This is a genomic window from Eubacterium callanderi, from assembly GCF_900142645.1.
GTDB classification, from domain to species: domain Bacteria; phylum Bacillota; class Clostridia; order Eubacteriales; family Eubacteriaceae; genus Eubacterium; species Eubacterium callanderi.
This window is the reverse complement of sequence record NZ_FRBP01000009.1, coordinates 61,037-81,132: the sequence shown is the minus strand read 5'-3', so window position 1 is coordinate 81,132 and position 20,096 is coordinate 61,037. Positions and strand designations below refer to the sequence as shown.

Here is a 20,096-nt window from a genome sequence, read left to right as displayed (position 1 = left end):
GTATCATATTCCACATTGCTTTTCTACATTATGTAAGCATCGTATGAGCACCTATTCAGAAAATTGGTAGAGGGCTTGGGAAGCTTCTCAACAAACATTTTTACGGAAAAGGGAAGCCTCTTTTTATGCTTCCACTTTCTTTTCTCAGACTCAAAAATCAAAATGAATGCCGCCGTTTTTTCCAACAAGGCGTTTGTATTCTTCAACGCCCCAATCGGAGCTCGGTTTGATTTTTGGCATCTTCACATCTCCATCTATCGTTATAATGCTTTTAGTATATCATAATACCGTCAAACAACATTGTTCTGGCGGTTCAGCTACAAATCCTTATAATCCAACCAACCCGTATCGCGGCGATACGGGTTGGTTTTCCCGGGACGTAAGGTTTCGTGACGCCCTTCAGCGTGTCAAAAAATTCAAGAGACGGAGCCTTTTACCTAAGGAAGAAAAAAGTGTCCTGCGGGCGCTGTCTTTACACCTGTATCTTCTATCTTCTTCAATAAAACGGGCGTCTGGTCTCTCCAGTGTCCGGCTTTTCCTTAAAAACGGCACGATTCCTGGCCGTTTGCCGCAGCGCCTGGGCTTTTTTTATCTGAATAAAAGGCATAGTCTCGGACTGCACCACTTTTCTGACACTCTGAGGACGTAACGTTTGGTTACACCCTTATTTTTTACCGGTCCACCTTTATCTGCTCTCCCATGACCACCAGGCAGAGAATCCGCTCGGCAACGGGCATACCGGTCAGGTTTGCCAGGGCCTCGGCGTAGAAATTAATCTGGAGACGGTACTGGTCGATGAGCTGTTTCCGGCTGGCTTCACCAAAGTAGCGGTCAGTCTTGTAGTCTAACAGAATCCATTTTCCGTTTTCCTCAAAGCAGCAGTCAATCATCCCCTGCACTACCAGCGGGGTATCAGCATGCTGCCAGTCCGGCAGCACCTTTCTGGGGTCATACTGGTAATTGAAGGGCACCTCCCGCCGCACACGCTCTGCGGCCAGCATGCGCCTTCCCAGCTCAGACTGGAAAAACCTGCGGATGACCTCAAGGTCGATGGTCTCAGCCAGCTCTGGCAGTAGGAGTTCTTCGGTGACGAGCCTTTGCCGCTCCTCCGTAAGCAATCCATCAAGGGCCCCGGTATCCGCTGCCACAGCGCGCAGCTTATCAAGGGGCAGGCTCTGCATCATAAAATGCAGGGCGGTTCCCTTTTCTGCGCCGGTAATTTCCCGGGCATCGGCCACCATAAAGGACGGCAGCGCCACACGTTCAGGGATTTCTGGAACGCCCAGGGCCTCGGCCTGGATTCTCAGCCGTTTGACCTCGGTGACGGTCATTTTACCTGGCAGCTCCTGTTGTCCCTCAAAGGGATAGCGGTAGCTCAGGCGGCGGCAGACCTCCTGCCACATGGCCTCTGAGGGCGCCTGGGCCTCCTCCATCAGCTCCTCAACCGTATCCTCTGAGACATGGTGCTTCAGGCTCTGCTCAGCCGTATAAAAATAGACATCGTAGCTTGGCAGACTTAGGTGGCGCCGTTTTTCCTCCCCGGCGATTTCCGGCGCGCTGTTTCTTAAAAGCGCCTGCATGATCCAGTCCAAAAGCCCACCCGCTTTCTTGAGATGATACAGATCGCCAGGGCCTGACCAGGCGGTCAGCCTGGATTCCAGATTTTTGACCATGCCTACCACCACCAGGCTTTCACGGGCGCGGGTCATGGCGACATAGAGCAGCCGCATTTCCTCGGACAGGGTTTCCATCTCGTTTTTTTCAAGACAGATGTTCTTGGCCAGTGTGGGCATTTTTGCCCTCAGCTCCAGATTAATGTAATCCGGACAGATGCCCAGATCCTTGTGGAACAGGATATCCCGGTTGCGGGTGCGCTTGTTGAACAGCTTGCCAGTACCAGACAGAAAAACCACTGGAAACTCCAGCCCCTTGCTCTTGTGGATGGTCATGATGCGCACCACATTCTCGCTCTCACTGAGCACACCAGGCGGCGACAAATCGTACTTGTGCTTTTTCATGCGCTCGATAAACCGGATAAAATAGAACAGGCCGCGCAGGGTGGAGCGCTTATAGTCTCCGGCGCGTTTCAGGAGCACCCGCAGATTATTCTGCCGCTGCTCGCCGCCGGGCAGAGCGCCCACAAAATGGTAGTAGCCTGTGTCCAGGTACAGCTTCCATAAAAAATCCTCGATGTCCATGACCCGCGAATCCCACTGCCAGGCGTCAAGCCTTTGGTAGAAGGCTTTCAGCTTGGCAGCCAGCGCGTCCTCGCGCTCATCTTTGTATTTTTCCGCTGCGGCGTAGTAGCTTCCCTCTTTTTGAAACAGGCGGATTTCGGTGCACTCTTCGGTGTCAAAATCGCCGATTGGCGAGGTCATCACGCTGAGCAGGGGCAGGTCCTGATGGTGGTTGTCGATGAGATCCAGAAGGTTCATGATCACACCGATTTCCATGGACTCGTAATACTGCTCGCCGCCGTCAAAATAGGCGGGAATCCCCAGCTCTGAAAAGATTTTGGCGTAGACATCGCCCCGGCCGGCCACTGAACGCATCAGCACGCCGATATCACGGTACTGAAGCAGGCGTTCTTCGCCGGTTTTGGTGTCATAAAAAGGCTTGCCCACCCGGCTCTGTATTTCCCGGGCAATGAACCGCGCCTCCATCTCCACTGCGGGCATCTCGCCCACAATGGGGTCGGTATCCTCATCGGTTTTATTTTCGATGACATGCACCTGGGTTTTGACATAGGGCCCCTCGCTATCCAGTCCCTTGTAAAGACGCGCCCGTTCATCGTACGCGATCTCGCCCAGCGCTGGGCTCATAATGGCCTCAAACACTGTGTTAACGCCGTCCACCACGCCCTGGCAGCTTCTGAAGTTCTGGCTCAGGGTAATGAGGTCGTTGAGCGCGTCGGTCTCTTGGCTGAAGGCGCGGTACTTTCCGATGAAAATCGTGGGGTCAGCCAGACGGAAGCGGTAAATGCTCTGTTTGACGTCCCCGACCATAAAGTAATTATCGTCCCGGACAATCCGCTTGATGATGGCCTCCTGCATATCATTGGTATCCTGGTATTCGTCCAGAAATACGTACGCATACTGCTCGCGCACCTCGGCCGCAATGGCGGGATTCTCTAAAATGCGCAGAGTGCTCTGCTCAAGGTCGTTGAAATCCAGCAGGTTTTTTTCCGCCTTTTTAAGCTGATACTTTTTCTGGAAATCCCTTGTCAGCCCCACCAGGTCTTCCATGGGGCGTTTCATCTCCGCCAGCTGGGCAAGGGCCTCTGTGAGGTCAAGATTCAGCCGTTTCTGCAGTCCCTGAACGATGCCCTTGGCTTCGTTTCGCAGATCCTTGATGTGGTCGCTGGTCTCGGCGTCGGCTTTTTTATTGCCGCTGTAGCGGGCAAAGCGGATACCGGAAAGGGCGTTTCTAAAATCGTCATAACCCTCCTCCAGCGCGTCCATGGCAAGCCCCACCGCAAAGAAATCCTCCTGAAGCTGGGCGGCGGTTTTCTCAAAACCCTCGGTGTCCCGGCACAGGGCGTATGCGCTCTCCAAAAGCTCATAGGCCCCCTCCATATCGGTGCGGATCAGGCTGTCCAGCTCCCGCCCCCAGGGGCTTTGCCAAAAGCCCTCAGCGTCCAGCTCAAAATAGGACAGCGAGCGCGCGCACCACTTTTCTGAATCCGGCTGCGTCACAAGAAAATAGTGGAAATTTTCCACCAGACTCTTGAGCTCCCGGTCGTCCCGGTTGCCGGTAAACATATCCACCAGGCGGCTGAAGGGTGTCTCGCCATCTGCTGGTATCTCCTGGTATTTTTCCTCAAAGAGGTCCTCCAGGGCTTCCTGAAGCATGATGGAGAGCTCGGTCTCGTTGCCCAGCTTAAATTCCGGGTCGATGCCGCCCTCCTGAAAGTAGTCCCTGACCAGACGGCTGCAAAAGGCATGAAGGGTGGAGATGGAGGCCGCGCCCAAACGGCTGATCTGCGCGATGACAAAATCCGAATCCACGTCCTCCTTCTCAAGCTCTGCCATGAGAGCAGCGCTCAGCCGCTCCTTCATTTCCGCTGCCGCGGACCGCGTAAAGGTAAGCACCAGCAGGGCATCCACACTGGTCTTTTCCTCCACCACAATACGGCGAATACGCTCGATGAGCAGCGCGGTTTTGCCCGAGCCGGCCGCCGCGGATACCAGCAGGTTTTTTTTTCTGGTCTCAATGGCTCTCAGCTGATCCTCAGTCCATCTCATTGTCTTTTCCTCCTTCCTTTATTTTCTGGATAAACTCATCCCTCGGAATGCTGGTGCGCAGCACATCATAGGACGCCTTGCCGATGCTCTCATCGAACTGGCAGATACCCTTGTAAGGACAATACTCGCAGCCGGTTTCCTTGCCCTTTTTATAGGGGCGGACCGCAATATCGCCGCCCAGTATTTTTTCGGTCATCTCGATAATCACGCGCTTCACGTAGTCCAGCAGATCCTCAAACTCATCCCGGCTCAGCTTGGAGTTCCGGGATTTCAGGCTGATGACCTCAGAATCCTTATCGGCCTCTGCATCCATGGCCTTGGTGAAACGCGGGTCATCCAGATAGATGCCGTTAAGCTTAAAGGAATCGTTGAGGGCCGCGGTCAGTGTTTCCGGGTCGAGCTTGTTTACCTGGAGCATGGGATCGTCCACATGAAAATAAAAGGTGCCGCCTGGTATCAGGTTATCGCCCTCCAGAATCTCAATCCCGGCCTCCATGTAGACAGCTAGCTGAAGCGACAGGCCGTAATAGATCTCCGCCAGATTCAGGGTCTTGTTGCCGGATTTATAGTCAATGACCTTCACAAAGGTGTCGCCCTCGCGCTGGTAGACGTCGATGCGGTCAATGACGCCGCGTACCCTAACAGTCTCCTCAAAGCTCGGCAGCTCCAAAATCTGGCTGAACTGCTGCTCACTGTATTTAAAGTCAAATTCACCGCGGCGCATATGGTCCACCAGCACACGGACCGTGCGCTTGCTCACCCGGCGCAGCTTGCGGCCGAGATACTGGTACTGGCCTGTGCTGTTAAACACCTGATGCCTTACCTGCGGCAGGGTTTCATCCAGAATGGCGTCCACCATGGCGTCGGTCTTTTCCTGACTCAGATCCTTGACGGAAACCTGCTCCCGCTCAGCCTCCTTATAGACCGCGTCGATGAGATGATGCAGCACGGTGCCGATGTCTGGCGGCTCGACCTCGTATTCCTGTCTGGGCACGGGCCTCAGGCCATACGCCACATAGTGGGAGAAGGGACACTTGCGGTAGAGCTCCAGACGTGACACGCTGGCCTGAATGGGCGGCTCAAAAAGACGGATGGCCTGCCCCTGGCTCAGACAGTCATCCACACCATCGTAATCCAGAGCCTCCTGAATCTGCCGGAAGGCTGTGTGATAACGGGCGTCTTCATCATACCATTTACCGACAGCCTGCCAGAGACGCTTGGTCTCCTCTGGCATCACCGTGCCCTTTCCATAGCGCAGCTCCCGCAGATGGTCGATAAGGCTTGAGATGGTGCCTCTCGGGGTCGCCACGGCTTCCCATTCCTTTGAGAGGGTGTTTTCCAGAGCGCTTGTAACGGTCAGCTTTGGAAAAACCGCCTGTATCCTGGGGATGAGCGGCGATACCGGAATGGTGCTGCCCTCGGCGTCCGCCATGGAATAGGACAGGTATAAATAATCGCTGGGCGCGGCGAAAAGGCTGTAGAGCAGAAAATCCTCCTGAGCCCGTCTAAAATCACTGTTGTCCTGGAGCGCCATCTCCTGTTTTCGCAGCTGACTGCGTTCACGCTCCGACAAAAGGTTGAAGGAGGGGCTGTTGGCCGGGATGACGCCCTCATTCATGCCAAAGACCAGCAGGGCCTTCATCTCAGAATGGCGGCTGCGCATCAGGTCGGTGATGTTGACCACATCCTGGCGGTTTGGGATTACGCCCACGGTGTAGGACTGGAAGCCCCCGCTCAGCACCGAAATGTATTCCTCCAGGGTGGTGCTCTCACCACCCATGGTGCTGTTGATCTGGTCAAACACCTCCATGAGAATGTTCCAGATCTGGTTATAAAGGCCCATGCTGTCAAAATCGCCCCGCTCCCGCAGCGCTTCGCTCAGACCGTCAATGGTTTCCGGAGCTTTGATATCCTCTAAAAAACGCACCAGACTTCTGGTTTTATCCGCATAGGTTCTTGATTTTCTCAGGATTTTGCGCAGCGTCATAAAAGGGGCCATGAGCCGCTCACGGCTCGCGTTCAGCGCCTCCAAAGACACCGCCTCATTGGCGCTTGGGCGATCAAAGGGCTTCTCCCAGGCGTTTCCGCGGATGCCATACTCGATCACATAGTTCTCAAGCTCCTGGGCTTCCTCTGGCGTGATGGGCGCAAACCCGGTTTTGACAAAGGTGAATATATCCTCATAGGCATAGTGGCTCCGGTTTGTCTCAAGCGCTGCCAGCACCGCCTCCAGAAAGTTGTTCTCTGTGACCTTTTTCACATCGTCCATAAAAAAGGGGATGCCATACTCCGAAAAGGCCCGCTTGATGGCGCCTCCGTAGGTCTCCATATCGCCGGCGAGCACCACGATATCCTGATAGCGGAAGTCCCGCTCCCGCACCAGCTCCACGATTTTCTGAGCGCCCTTTTCCACTTCGTTCCAGATGTTTTTACACTGAACCACCGCCATATCCCCAGGCTCCTCTTTATAAGGCCGGGGCCGCAGTGCAAAGAGATTCTGCTCCAGATAGTCAAGACCTGAAACCGCCGGACGCACTGCTGCCTCCAGATTGACGATCTCCGCCTCAAAACCCAGATCATTGGCCATTTTCTCAATCCGCTTCAGCGTCTCGCCGGGCACATAAAAGGCCGGCGCATCCGGCGCATTCTTATCCGGGTCCAGGGTCAGGGTTATGGTCACACAGTCCGCCTTGGCGGCCAGGGCCTCGATGATCCGAAAATCCTGGTTAGAGAAGGTGTGGAAGCCGTCGATCCAGATCAGGGAGCGCTCCAGATAATCGGACTTTGGAATCTGGGCGCACAGAAGCTTTGCCCGGTCATCACCGTCAATCCGCTCACCTCCCAGCAGCTTTGTGTAGGCGCCGTAAATTTTCCGGATATCCTTCAGCTTCTGGCTGAGAATCCGCCCTTCACCCACCTCGCTCTCAGCAGTCTCCAGATCCTCTGGCGTGATCTCACTCTGCTTAAGCTCGCTGATAAACGCGCAGATATTTTCCAGAAAGCCCAGCTTTCCCGCGCTTCTGCGGTAAACCGACAGCTCCTTCTGCACCTCACGGATGCTCTTCTGCAAAAGCATCTGCTTGCCGTGCTCGTCCACAAAGGTTTTGGCAATGCCGCCCACCTCACTGAGAACCCGGTATTCCAGACGCTTAAAGCTGAGCACATCCGCGCCCAAAAGCCCCGGCAGGCGGTTATAGGCCATGAGCTCCCGCTCTGCCCCCAGGGTAAACTGCTCCGGCACCACCAGGTACATCTTGCTCCTGCCCCGCTGCAGCCGGGCGCCGATCTCCTCATAAATATAGTCACTTTTATTAATATGCAAACGGCCTTCCCGGCCGACAATCACTCTGATTCGCATGCTGCACCTCCTGCGCAGTTAGTTTTACAAGTGGCCTTATTATACCATTTTAATATTAGGGAAGTCCTAAAAAAATCCCGGGAGGTAACTTTTCGTTACGCCCTTATTTCTGAATTTGGATAAAAGAGTTGACATCGTTTAAAAAATCCGATACAATGAGAAAAAGAATCAATTAGGATTGTGCAGATGAGATAAATCCGTATTGCAGCTTTGCTTAAGAAACAGCAGGGTGTGATGCGGATTTTTTGTATTCATTTTATGGAGGAGTTAAAAGTGTTAAACCTGCAAACACCCCTGCCGGTCATTATTCCGGCCATTTCCAATACCGCCGACTTCGTTGCCTTTCTGGACAGCTACGCTGATCCCTGGGTCATGGTAAAACTTGGCGATATCAATACCCTGCCCAATATTGTCCGCCGTGTTCACGAAAAACGAAAAAAAATCATTGTGCATCACGATTCCATAAACGGCCTGAGCACAGACCGCACCAGTGTCCGTTACCTTGCCAATATCGGCGTTGACGCGGTTAACACAACCAGGCTTCACTGCATCAGCACCATACAAAGCGAAAAAATGCTGGCCGTTTTAGGGCTTTTTATCATTGACAGCAGCGCGGTCGCCAGCGCAGTGCGCGCCGTCAATGAAAATAAACCAGACTGCGCTCTGTTAATGCCCTCTTCTCTGCCAGGCCGCATTATCAGACAGATAAAATCAGAGACTGGCTGTCCCTTGTTCGGCGGAGGACTCTGTGCCAGCAGCGAAGAGCTGAACCTGCTCTTAAAGGCTGGCCTGGAAGGCGTTACCACCAGTGAGAAATCACTGTGGCATAATCAACAAAGGGAGGACTGAAAAAATGAATAATCTGGCCCTTATCGGCGGAAACATCATTACCATGGATGAACACCGCCCCTTCTGTGAGGCGGTTCTCATTGAAGATGGTAAGATTGCCGCCGCCGGCTGTTCCGAGGATATCAGGCGTCTGGCCGCAGAGCGGCATATTACCTGTATCGACTTAAAGGGGAAAACCGCAGTCCCCGGTCTCCATGACTGCCATGTACACGTCATGGGCACTGGGCTCAACGCCATCGGCATCGACCTTTACGACTGCGCTTCGATCGCAGACGTCCTGGATAAAATTCAGGAGGCCTCACGGGACGGTGCTGCCGGCTGGGTTTACTGCACCCGGCTCGACGAGTCCCGTCTGGCCGAGAAACGGCCGCCGACCGCAGCAGAAATTGACGCGGTTGTCCCAGACCGTGGCGTCTACATTGTGGACCGCGGACTGCACTACACGCTGGTCAACACCCTGGCCTTTAACGAAATCGGTTTTGACGGAACCGAGCACGGCCTGGTAAAGGACCCTTCCGGCCGCGTTACCGGACGTCTGCACGACAAAGCCAACGGCAGAGCTCGCTCCTATTTCTATGAGAAAATGACCGACGCCCAGCGGACGGATATGCTAAACTACACGGCCTCAGAGGCTGTCAAAAAGGGGATCACCACCATTCACGCCATGGAGGGCGGCGATATGTTTTCAGACAAGGATATTCCTGTTTTTCTTGAAAACCAGAGCCGCTTTCCCCTCGATATCCGCATCTACTGGGATACCGAAAACATCCAGAATATTCTGGACCACCACCTGCCTGCTGTCGGAACCGATCTTTTGCTGGATGGCTCCATCGGCTCCCGGACCGCAGCCTTCACGCAGCCTTATACCGATGCGCCGGATACCTGCGGCGAAATTTATTTTACCGAGGACTTTGTGGTCAACCATATCACAAAAGCCCATCAGAACAAGCTTCAGACCGGTTTTCACGCCATTGGCCAGCGCGCTGTGACCTTTGTGCTGGACTGCCTGGAAAAATCACTGGCACTGTGCCCCCGCACAGACCACCGCTTCCGCATCGAGCATTTTGGATTTCCAGACAAGCGTGATATTGAGCGCGCCGCCCGGCTGGGCGTTGTGATCTCAACTCAGCCCTCCTTTACCTATCTGCGGGGCGGCCCGGGCAGCGTCTATAACCTCCGTCTCGGCGATGAACGGGAGCGCCGGGGCTACCCGCTTTCCACCTTTGTGGCGGCAGGCATTCCCGTTGGCGGCGGCTCCGATTCCGGCGTCACGCCCATGGATCCTGTCTTAGGCCTCCACGCGGCAGTCAACCAGTCTTATCCTGAAAACAGCGTGGATATCCAGAGCGCGCTGCGGATGTTTACCCTTGACGCTGCCTACTGCGCCTTTGAAGAAAATCAAAAGGGCAGCATCACACCCGGAAAACTGGGAGACCTCACTGTTCTGTCGGGTAACCCTTACGCCATAGCCTCAGATAAGCTCAAAGAGCTTGAGGTATGTATGACTATTAAAAACGGAAAAATTGTTTATCAAAAATAAAGGAGACCATGATGAAAAAGTATATTTTAGGCATTGACCAGGGCACCACCGGCACACGCGCCATCATTTTTGACCAGGATGTCAATATTATTTCCTCTGCATACAGCGAGTTTACCCAATATTTCCCACAGCCTGGCTGGGTAGAGCATGACGCCATGGAAATTTATGAGATCACCCTGAAAATGATGCGGCAGGCCATCTCAGAGGCACATCTCAAGCCCGAAAACATCGCGGGCATCGGCATTACCAACCAGCGTGAGACCACTGTATTCTGGGATAAAAACACCGGAATCCCCGCAGACCGCGCCATTGTCTGGCAGGACCGGCGCACCCTTCCGATCTGCGAAGCCCTGATCGAGAAGGATGGGCCGGCCATCGAAGACCGCACTGGTGTTACCATCATCCCCAATGACTCCGCCACCAAAATCCACTGGCAGCTGAAGAATAATCCCGAAATCCGCAGAGGTGTGGACGACGGCAGGCTTATTTACGGAACCATTGATTCCTGGCTCACCTGGAAGCTGTCTGGCGGCAGGGCTCATGTCACCGACCCGTCAAACAGCGCAGTCACCCTGCTGCAAAACGCGAGAACCCTTGAGTATGATAAAGGTATCCTGAGCGATCTGGATATCCCACGGAGCATTCTGCCCGAAATCCGCAGCACCAGCGAAATCTATACCGCCACCGATCCAGCCCTGTTCGGCGGCGTTGAAATCCCCATCGCTGGGCTCATCGGCGACCAGCAGGGCGCAACCCTCGGCCAGGCCTGCTTTGAAAAGGGCATGGCCAAAAACACCTACGGCACCGGCTCCTTTATTCTGATGAATACCGGTGATGAGTACATACCGCCATCGGACGGGATCTTCTCGCCTGTGCTGTGGTCCATTGGCGGAAAGGTTGACTATGGGCTGGAAGGCCTGGTGGATGTCTCCGGCGCTGCCATCCAGTGGCTGCGTGACGGCCTGAACATTATCGAAGAAAGCGGCGAAGCCGAGGCCCTTGCCCGGCAGGTGGCAGACACAGCCGGCGTCTACTTTGTCCCGGCATTCGTGGGCCTAGGCGCTCCTTATTTCGATTCCTACGCCCGGGGCACCATCATCGGCATTTCCCGCGGCACTACCAAGCACCACATCGCCAGAGCCGCTCTGGAATCCATGGCTTTTCAGGTGCGGGACGCCTTTAAGGTCATGGAGCGCAAAGCCGGCATTCCGCTTAAAAAGCTCCGGGCCGACGGCGGCGGCGCCAAGAGCGATTTCATGCTTCAGTTTCAGGCCGACATTCTGGGAATTCCCGTTGAACGGCCAGTCATTACAGAAACCACCTGCCTCGGCGCTGCTTACTCCGCCGGTCTGGCCGTTGGCTATTGGGACTCCATTGAAGAAATTTCCAAATTCTGGAAAATCGACCGCAGCTTTGAGCCCGCCATCTCAGAAGAAGAGCGCGAAGAACGCTGCTTTAACTGGAACCGGGCCATTGAGCGCGCAGGCGGCTGGCTGAAACGCTAAATACTGAAAAATAGCCGGGACGTAACGAAAAATTACGTCCCGGCATTTGTTTTCTCAAAGATAATTTTTGTCTTATCGCCGTCAAAATTCGGTTTAAAAGGGCCAATGACAATGTACTTTACCTTTTCTTCGACAGGGCACTCAATGGTCAGCGCACATTCCTTTTCATTACCGTTGACGAAAAAGGTGCTGTCACTGTAGCCCCGGCCATCCTCGCTAACCGCTGTGATCTCTGCCTGGTCAAGAAAAGCCCTTGCCTGGGCCAGCTCACAGGCCATGGTGATTCTCAGGCAATCATCATAGATGCCGCGGCCGGATTTCTGCCTTTCCACAGCCGTCATGTCACTGAACCTGACAGCGCCGCCGGTGCTGAAGGTATAGGTCTCATGGGTGTCTGCAGGCGCGGCGTTAAATTGCTCCGCAGTCCTCTCCAGATCACTCAGTGTTGTATCACCACCGCCGCAGCCGCCTAAAATAACAATGAAAAGCAACGCAAGGACGACCAGAAACCCTTGTCTTTTCCGCATGGTTTTTCCCTCCTTCAGCTGTTTTTTTCATTCTATAATAGAAAAGCACCCAAATCAATACAGCTGTTTTGATTTTACCATAATAGCCTTTTATTTACGGTTTTATGCAGAGCGCGGGCGGTTTTCGGGTGTTCAGCACTCAGCACCCGTGGCGCTTCAGCCACTCAAGCTCCACCTCCCGGGCCTCCCGCATGCGGCGCCTTATAGTTCCGTCACTGTAGGGCACCGCGATGACCGCTCCGCCGTGGTAGGCGATCTCATGGTCAAAGCGCCCGTTTTCGGGTTCCTTCATTGATTGAAAACCGATTGACAAACAAAGGGCCTTCTGTCCGCTCAAAGACCATGAACGACAGACTGGGCCGGATGACAATCGGCAGCATAATTTTAGTCTCATTTTCAGGGGCCAGGATCTCCCGCGCCATCCGCTTGCAATGCGGGACACTTACCATCAGGTGGGTCAGGATTGTTTCATAAAAGCTTTCCAGGTGGCCGTCAAAGAGCTGCTGTCCGCCATCCGTAAAGGTGACGCGCACCTTGTTATCTGGATAATCCTCTACCTCCTCGTAACAGGCAATCAGTCTTTCCAGAATGGCCGCACGCGCTTCATAGCTTGGTTCTCGCTTCATTTTCTTTACTCCTTTGCATTGTTAAAGTACCAACAGTAAAAAAGAACACGCGATATAATCGCATGTTCTTTTTTATTTTACAGATTAATAAACCCCGTTTTTTTACGGACCTTCATGAGGGTTTTATAGGCGATCTTCGCGGCTCTCTCGGCGTTTTGCTTCATGACGCTTTCCAGATAACCCTTGTCGGCCAGCAGGCGCTTGTACTCCTCCTGGATGGGGCGCAGGGTTTCTGCTACGCTCTCGCCCACAGCAAGCTTGAAGTCGCCGTAGCCCTTGCCCTCAAACTCCCTCTGGATTGCTTCAAGGCTGCGGCCCGTGGTGCAGTTATAGATTTCCATGAGGTTGGAGACACCGGGCTTATTTTCCCGGTCGTGGCGCACTTCGGTATCGGAATCGGTGACGGCGCGCTTAAACTTGCGGATAACCGTGTCGGGATCGTCTAAGAGCGAGACAAAGCCGTTGATATTCTCATCGGATTTGGACATCTTTCTGCCCGGCTCCTGCAGACTCATGATGCGCGCGCCCGTCTCCCCAAAATAGGGTTCTGGCAGCTTAAAGGTGGGGCTGAACTGCTGGTTGAAACGGGAGGCGATATCTCTTGCCAGCTCGACGTGCTGCTTCTGATCGTTGCCCACAGGGACCAGATCGGACTGGTATAACAAAATGTCGGCCGCCATGAGAACCGGGTAGTCGAACAGGCCAACACGGATGTTATTGCCCTGTTTTTTAGATTTATCCTTGTACTGGGTCATACGGCTCAGCTCACCCATGTAGCTGAAGCAGTTGAGTATCCATGTCAGCTCGGTGTGGGCCGGCACATGGGACTGCACGTAAAGGATCGATTTATCCGGATCAATGCCCACAGCCATCAAAATGGCCAGGGATTCATAGGTACGGCGTCTTAAATCCGCCGGAACCTGCGGTACCGTGATGGCGTGCAGGTCAACCACGCAGTACAGGCAGTCGTAAGCCTCCTGCATGGGAACCCAGTTTTTCATGGCGCCAAAATAATTGCCGATGGTAAAAGTTCCTGATGGCTGTATGCCGCTGTATACAATTTTTTTTTCGGATGTTTCCATAGATGCTCCTCCTAATGGATTTAAAAGTTTTATTCGTCAATATCCAGCTGTTCCAGGGTCAGCTCGCTGCAGCCAAGGGCCAGCTGTTCAATCATATTCTCAAAGATCCTATAGTCCTTTTCCCCGCCAGTGGCGCAGATACGGGTCACGCCGTCGTACTTGCTTTCGTTAAAGGCATTGTTCTTCTCCAGATATTCCTTCAGCAGGGTGATCTGCTTGTCGGCCGGATCAATGATGCTGAGGCAGGGGTACATTTCCTCAATGGTTTTGCGGACAATGGGGAAATGGGTGCAGCCCAGAAGCAGGGCGCTGACGCGCTCCCTTTCAAAAATGGGATCGATGGCCTCTTTGATATTCTGGCGCAGCAGCGCCAGCTCACCCGGGTGGTTATTAATCACATTGGCAAGGGTACGGGTCCCCTGGGTAATGTAGCGGAGCGCCTGCGTATGGCTGGACAAAATATGCTCATAGGTGCCGTTTTTGACGGTGGCGGTGGTGGCAATGAGCCCAACCGCCCCTTCCTTCTGACGTTCGATGGTGGCCAGGCACCCGGCCTCCACAATGCTGAATAAAGGCACATTTGCGTTGAGGCTTTCTATGAGTGAAGAAATGGTATTGCAGGCCAAAAGAATGGCCTTAACGCCCATATTCTCCAGAAAACGGATATCACTGTTTCCAAAGGCGATGATTTCCTCATTCTCCCGTTCTCCGTAGGGCATGCGTTTGGCATCGCCCAGATAGACGATGTTTTCTCTGGGCAGCTGCCGCTGCAGCTCCCGGAGGACGGTAAAACCGCCGATTCCTGAGTCGATTAAACCAATCGGACTGCTGTTTCCCATAAGCTTATCCCTTCAATTTAAGTATTAATCACGAAAGATAATAGTGCCATCCTCATGCATTTCATCGACAATGGCCAGTGATTCCAGCCGGGTACCGGACGCGCGGATTTCTTTTCCGCCGTTCTGAAAGCCTTTTTCAATGGCGATGCCCACCCCCATCAGCTGAGCGCCGGACTGTTTTACAATTTCCTCCAGCGCTTCTACGGCTTTGCCATTGGCCAGGAAGTCATCGATAATCAGAACCTTATCTTCGGGATTCAGATATTTTTTTGAAACCATGATCTGGTAGGTCTGCTGCTTGGTAAAGGAGTAAACCTCACTGGTATAGATATCCTTATCCAGGTTTAAGGATGCGTTTTTTTTGCCAAACACCACCGGGCAGTAGTCAAAATATTTGGCTGCCACTGCAGCAATGGCGATACCAGAGGTTTCGATGGTCAAAATTTTAGTGACTTCGACATTCTCAAACCGGCGCGCGAATTCCTCTCCCATGGCTTCAAAAAGCCGGATATCCAGCTGATGATTGAGAAATGAATCTACCTTCAATATATCTTTTCCAAGCGCATGTCCATCGTTCAAAATTTTATTCTTTAATAATTCCATTTACCCTTTTCTCTTTCTCGATTAACAAATCTTTTTTACATATTTATATATTATATCAATGACATGTACACATTGTCAAAAAAACTCTTATTTCATAAATTTTATGTTTTCAACCAGTTATCAACTATCAACTAAAAAAGCAGCGCATATTTCAGCGCTGCCTATAAATTCTAAATTTTATCTTACTTTTTTTCCTTCGCTGCCAATGCTTCGGCTACGACTTTTTCGGAGATGGTGGCCGGGGCTTCTTCGTAGCGGACGTATTCCATTTCAAATTCGCCTCTGGCCTGGGTCATAGATCGGAGCTCGGTGGCATATTTGAACAATTCTGCCAGCGGTGCTTCCGCAGTGATAACCTGTTTCCCGCCGTCGATGGGTTCCATGCCCATGATACGGCCGCGTTTTTTATTGAGGTCGCCCATGATATCGCCCATGTATTCTTCCGGAACGGTGATGGTCAGCTTGTAGATGGGTTCGAGCAGAACCGGTGAGGCTTCCTTCATCCCCTTGCGGTATGCCAAAGTGGCTGCCATCTTAAAGGACATTTCATCAGAGTCGACAGCATGGTAGGAGCCATCGTACAGGGTGGCTTTTACGCCGGTTACCGGATAGCCGGCCAGCACGCCTTCAACCATACAGTCCTGAAGGCCTTTTTCGACCGCCGGGATAAAGTTTCTCGGCACAGCGCCGCCAACGACCTTGTCGATAAAGACAAAATCATCATTTGGAGTATCGCCCGGTTCAAAGGTGACCCATACGTCACCGAACTGGCCGCTGCCGCCGGACTGTTTCTTATGACGGCCCTGAGCGCTGGCGGATTTACGGATGGTTTCACGGTACGGCACCTTCATGGGTTCAAGGTTTACGCCCACGCCGAATTTCTGCTGTAATTTATTGGAGATAACTTCCAGGTGCATTTCGCCAAGGCCTGAAAGCAACGTCTGCTTGGTTTCGTTATTGCGGTTAAAGCTCATGGTCGGATCTTCCTCGATCAGACGGTGGAGGCCAGTGGACAGCTTGTCGATGTCCGCTTTGGTTTTTGGTTCAATGGCCATTGAGATAACCGGTTTTGGGAATTCGATCTTGTCGTATACGATCGGGTCCTTGGGATCGCACAGGGTATCGCCGGTGACAGTAACCCCCAGCTTGGAGAAAGCACCGATGTCGCCTGCCAGTAAAGCCTCAATTTCGATCTGTTTGTTGCCGCGCAGCACATAGATGTGATTGGTCTTTTCCTTTGCTTCCTTGGTAGCGTTATAGACCTCGGTGGTAGCCTCGAGCACACCGGACATCACCTTAAAGATGGACAGCTTGCCGACAAACGGGTCAACGATGGTCTTAAAGACCAGTGCCGAGAAGCTTTCGCTTGCGCCGCAGGCACGTTCGACTTCTTTTCCGTCTCTTGGGTCCTTGCCCATAACGGGCTTGGCATCCTTTGGTGACGGCAGATAGGCAATGATCATATTTTCCAGGGTTTCTACGCCGATATTCTGTACTGCGGAGGTACACAGAACCGGGATCAGGTCGCCGTCCAGCACGCCGGTGCGGATGCCGTGGTGGATTTCATCTTCGGTCAGCTCTTCGCCGTCAAAGTATTTTTCCATCAGCTCTTCACTGGTCTGGGCAACGGATTCCATGATCATTTCACGGAAAGGCTCCAGCTCTTCCTTCATATCTTCCGGTACTTCTACGTCAAAGCAGCGGTTGTCTTTTCTTTGGCTTCCTGTCATATCAACAATGTTGACGACGCCGCGCATGTCCTCACCTTCGCCCATGGGTAATTCAAAAGGAATGACCTTGTTGCCAAAGGCTTCCTTCAGGTTATCCATAACCTTGGCAAAGGTCGCGTTTTCGCGGTCCATTTTGTTGACCACAATGAAAGCGGGTACGTCAACCTTTGACAAAAGCTCAATGGCTTTTTCTGTACCTACCTGTACGCCGGCTAAAGCATCGACTACGATAACAACCGCATCTGCGACTCTCAGTGCTGCGTAGGCGTCCCCGATAAAATCAAAATAACCGGGTACATCGATGATGTTAATCTTGTGTCCACCATATTCTACTGGAATAATGGATGAAGAAATTGAGAACATTCTTCTCTTTTCTTCCGGATCAAAATCGGATAAGGTATTTCCTTCATCAACTCTGCCCATTCGGTCAATGGCACCTGCATTAAATGCCATTGCTTCTGTCAATGTTGTCTTGCCGCTTCCTCCATGTCCTAATAAAAGGATATTTCTGATGTTTTTGGTTGGATACGTTTTCATGCTTCTTCCCCCTTGCTAGATTCTTAAATGATTGCATTTTCTCGAAATCATTATTTTAAAAGGTTATTTTTCCCGAAAATGCGTTTGGTTTGTTGCATGTTACTATTTTATAATATTTTGCAGAAATTATCCACTAAAACTTGTAAAGAATTACAAAAAATTTTTAAAGGGGATCGAAATCCCCTTCTTGCCTTGTTTTTCTTAAGATTACAGGTTGGCTCTCAGCTTCTCCATAACCTTCTTTTCCAGACGGGATACCGTCATCTGTGATTTACCGATAATGGCGGCCACCTCCTTCTGGGTTTTTCCGTTATAATAACGCTCTTCGATGATCATCCGCTCGACTGGGTTCAGGCTTTCCAGGCGCTGGCGGAGGTCCTCGACATTTCCAATGTTTTCGATCCGTTCATCTTCTTCACCGATCAAATCTAAGAGCGTTGCTTCCTGTCCGTCTGCATTGCTTTCAAATTCTGTTGATAAGGATTTTGGATAAAAGACATTATTGCCTTCCATCGCTTCAATCACAGCTTCCTCAGTCACTTCCAGGTAGTCGGCTATCTCAGAGATTGTCGGTGTCTTCATGAGCTTATGCTCCAGGGTTGTCTTCGCCCGGTTAATCTCGCGGTTGAGCTCCTGAATCCTTCTCGGAACCCGGATAATCCACTGTTTGTCACGATAATATTTTTTAATTTCGCCGATGATGGTTGGTGATGCAAAGGTGTCAAATTCAAAGCCCCTGTCAGGGTCGTAGCGTTCGACTGCGTACATCAGGCCCAGACAGGCAACCTGATAAATATCTTCCACATCGTTGCTGCGGTAAGCGTATTTTTTGACCAGTAATTTAGGAATATACAGGAAATTCTCGATGAGGCGATCACGAATTTCCTTATCGCCTGTTTTCTTATATTCGATAAACAGCTTCTTTGATTCCTGTTTTGTCATTTGATTTGGATATTCCATCTTACGTCCTCAGGTATTTCACCATCGTGATACTGGTACCCATTCCTTTATTACTGACGATTTCTACCTCATCCATCAACGATTTAATAATAAACAGGCCAAAGCCGCCGGCCTGGTTGCCGGGCAGTTCCGGCTCACTGATGCTTTCAGGCTCATAGCCCTCACCACTATCTTCAACACGAATGGTAAGCTTGTCCTGATCAAGCTGATAATACAGGTCATAGCACTGCTCGCTGGAGCAGCCATGACGCAGGGCGTTCGTGCAGGCCTCAGAAACGGCGACCTTCAGGTCCTCTACCACATCGATCGAAAAGCCAACGATATTTCCGACCGATGCAACCGTCAAGCGCGCAAGGCTGACAAACTGCGGAAGACTCGGCAGGCTAATGTGAACTGTTTCTCCCTGCAAACTTCTGCATGTACTGCAACTCATTTCACTCATTGCTATTTTTCCTCCACAATACTAAAAATTTGATCGACACCGGTCAGCTGCAGCAGCTTGACAACATTTTTCTGGGGGTTGATCAGCGTCATGTTCAGATCTCTGCTCATGCTGCCCTTTCGCAGCTCAATCAGGATACCGATTCCTGTGCTGTCAATGTAAGACAGGTCTGTTAAATCCAGAAAAATATCTTTTGTATTTGCTTCGATCAATTTTTCGATGGGTTCCTTAAACTGCGTGGCAGTATAGATATCAACTTCTCCTGTAACACGTACACCTTCCCGGCCGTTTTCTAATTCACTTATTTCAAACATTATATCCTCCTCAACGAACATAGTCGAGCTGGTAACCAGCTCCTAATATGCATTCATTCAACATCACTGGGAATATTATACCCAAATTTCTCACTTTTTAAACTTAAAAATCAAAAATAATTCTTTTTTTAAAAGAAAAAGATCAATTTAAAAGCACAGGCTGCAGTACATTGATTCATTTTAACAGAAAAGCCTTAAAGTACCTTCAAGGCAGCAAAAAATACCCGGGACATAACCAGACGTTACGTCCCGGGTATTGGGAAGCGCCTTACGCTTCCGAAAGCCACTTTCCGCTCGATTCATAGAGAGCGTTCACCATTTCGGGCCGGTCGATCCCCGGCAGGTCATCGTAAAACGCCATGCCCGATTTTTCAAAGAAATAGCACAGAGCAGCATAAGACGGCCGATAGCCTTCCGGGTCAAAATCAAGGGGCTGCGGCGTACCAATGCAGTAAGCCGGCTCCACGGTGTCTTTCTCATAAATACCGGTCAACGATAAGATAAGCCAGCAGTCCCTCTCCCTTACCAGCCGGTAATGCAGCCGGGCGTAAGAGGTCAGGTCATACCACTGCCCCTGCAGCTTCTGGCGCATCTGTATACTGGTGATACATTCCGCCACGGCTCTGTCGCCATTGCAGCGGGCTACCATATGATTGATTTTATGCGGTGCAAAACCTTTCATTTTTTCAGAAGCCTCAATAAAGCCCTGTCCGCTGCCCTTATACCAGGAAATACACACAGCTGATTCGGGGTGGAAGCATTTCTTCATCTCTATCCACAGACTCTGATCCCGGCAGAACCGCTCAAAGGTAACCAGCTCCTTTACCAAAAACAGATCTTTTTGCAGACTGTCATCCACATCATATAATCTTTTAAACATAAATTTTACCTCATTTTGCTTTTTTTTAGTTTTTTGTAGATTAATTCCTAAATAATTCTA

The 20,096-nt window shown here is 51.6% G+C and carries 16 protein-coding genes; 3 read left to right on the top strand and 13 right to left on the bottom strand.

Annotated elements, in window-relative coordinates; genetic code table 11:
• Nucleotides 1-671 precede the first annotated feature (671 nt).
• Together addA and BUC22_RS13330 are read right to left on the bottom strand one after the other, a co-directional pair.
• Entirely contained in the window at nt 672-4,244 is a 3,573-nt protein-coding gene (addA, locus tag BUC22_RS13335) for a helicase-exonuclease AddAB subunit AddA (protein ID WP_013379161.1), read from the bottom strand.
• Nucleotides 4,231-7,602 (bottom strand): PD-(D/E)XK nuclease family protein, encoded by a 3,372-nt coding sequence (locus BUC22_RS13330; protein ID WP_013379160.1) that lies wholly within the window; start codon nt 7,600-7,602, stop codon nt 4,231-4,233. Before BUC22_RS13330 ends, addA begins: the two co-directional genes overlap by 14 nt.
• 273 nt (nt 7,603-7,875) lie before the next feature.
• Between BUC22_RS13330 and BUC22_RS13325 the strand changes: the two genes are divergently transcribed.
• Genes BUC22_RS13325 through glpK form a run of 3 tightly spaced genes read left to right on the top strand, consistent with a single transcriptional unit; the run spans nt 7,876 to nt 11,496 of the window.
• Nucleotides 7,876-8,451 carry a glycerol-3-phosphate responsive antiterminator gene (locus tag BUC22_RS13325; protein ID WP_207663160.1) on the top strand — a complete coding sequence of 192 codons (576 nt, stop codon included), beginning with the start codon at nt 7,876-7,878 and terminating at the stop codon, nt 8,449-8,451.
• A gap of 4 nt (nt 8,452-8,455) precedes the next feature.
• Nucleotides 8,456-9,991 (top strand): amidohydrolase, encoded by a 1,536-nt coding sequence (locus tag BUC22_RS13320; protein ID WP_073383088.1) that lies wholly within the window; start codon nt 8,456-8,458, stop codon nt 9,989-9,991.
• 11 nt (nt 9,992-10,002) lie between these two features.
• Nucleotides 10,003-11,496, top strand: coding sequence for a glycerol kinase GlpK (gene glpK / locus BUC22_RS13315; protein WP_013379156.1), 1,494 nt, complete (start codon nt 10,003-10,005; stop codon nt 11,494-11,496).
• Nucleotides 11,497-11,528: 32 nt separating this feature from the next.
• Here glpK and BUC22_RS13310 read toward each other — a convergent pair whose 3' ends face one another.
• The 11 genes from BUC22_RS13310 to BUC22_RS13265 all read right to left on the bottom strand — a co-directional run bounded on the left by BUC22_RS13310 (nt 11,529) and on the right by BUC22_RS13265 (nt 20,036).
• Nucleotides 11,529-12,023, bottom strand: coding sequence for a hypothetical protein (locus tag BUC22_RS13310; protein WP_013379155.1), 495 nt, complete (start codon nt 12,021-12,023; stop codon nt 11,529-11,531).
• 139 nt (nt 12,024-12,162) lie between these two features.
• The gene (locus BUC22_RS21905) at nt 12,163-12,315 is read right to left on the bottom strand and encodes a hypothetical protein (protein ID WP_013379154.1); all 153 of its coding nucleotides are present in this window, start codon (nt 12,313-12,315) and stop codon (nt 12,163-12,165) included.
• Nucleotides 12,287-12,649, bottom strand: coding sequence for a hypothetical protein (locus tag BUC22_RS13305; RefSeq protein WP_013379153.1), 363 nt, complete (start codon nt 12,647-12,649; stop codon nt 12,287-12,289). The genes BUC22_RS21905 and BUC22_RS13305 overlap by 29 nt, the downstream gene beginning before the upstream one ends.
• A gap of 77 nt (nt 12,650-12,726) precedes the next feature.
• Nucleotides 12,727-13,731 (bottom strand): tryptophan--tRNA ligase, encoded by a 1,005-nt coding sequence (gene trpS, locus BUC22_RS13300; protein ID WP_013379152.1) that lies wholly within the window; start codon nt 13,729-13,731, stop codon nt 12,727-12,729.
• A 29-nt stretch (nt 13,732-13,760) separates the two neighbouring features.
• The gene (murI, locus tag BUC22_RS13295) at nt 13,761-14,570 is read right to left on the bottom strand and encodes a glutamate racemase (protein ID WP_013379151.1); all 810 of its coding nucleotides are present in this window, start codon (nt 14,568-14,570) and stop codon (nt 13,761-13,763) included.
• 24 nt (nt 14,571-14,594) lie between these two features.
• A complete protein-coding gene (locus tag BUC22_RS13290) occupies nt 14,595-15,173 on the bottom strand; it encodes a xanthine phosphoribosyltransferase (protein ID WP_013379150.1) in 579 nt (192 codons plus the stop codon).
• Nucleotides 15,174-15,355: 182 nt separating this feature from the next.
• Nucleotides 15,356-17,440 carry an elongation factor G gene (gene fusA, locus BUC22_RS13285; RefSeq protein ID WP_013379149.1) on the bottom strand — a complete coding sequence of 695 codons (2,085 nt, stop codon included), beginning with the start codon at nt 17,438-17,440 and terminating at the stop codon, nt 15,356-15,358.
• A 207-nt stretch (nt 17,441-17,647) separates the two neighbouring features.
• Complete coding sequence (locus tag BUC22_RS13280; protein WP_013379147.1) at nt 17,648-18,400, bottom strand: SigB/SigF/SigG family RNA polymerase sigma factor; 753 nt, start codon at nt 18,398-18,400, stop codon at nt 17,648-17,650.
• Nucleotide 18,401: 1 nt separating this feature from the next.
• Nucleotides 18,402-18,842: an ATP-binding protein gene (locus BUC22_RS13275; RefSeq protein ID WP_013379146.1), complete on the bottom strand. Its 441-nt coding sequence runs from the start codon at nt 18,840-18,842 to the stop codon at nt 18,402-18,404.
• Between the two features lie 2 nt (nt 18,843-18,844).
• On the bottom strand, nt 18,845-19,156 hold the full coding sequence (locus tag BUC22_RS13270; protein WP_013379145.1) for an STAS domain-containing protein: 312 nt from the start codon (nt 19,154-19,156) through the stop codon (nt 18,845-18,847).
• 268 nt (nt 19,157-19,424) lie between these two features.
• A complete protein-coding gene (locus BUC22_RS13265) occupies nt 19,425-20,036 on the bottom strand; it encodes a nuclear transport factor 2 family protein (protein ID WP_013379144.1) in 612 nt (203 codons plus the stop codon).
• Nucleotides 20,037-20,096: the final 60 nt, after the last annotated feature.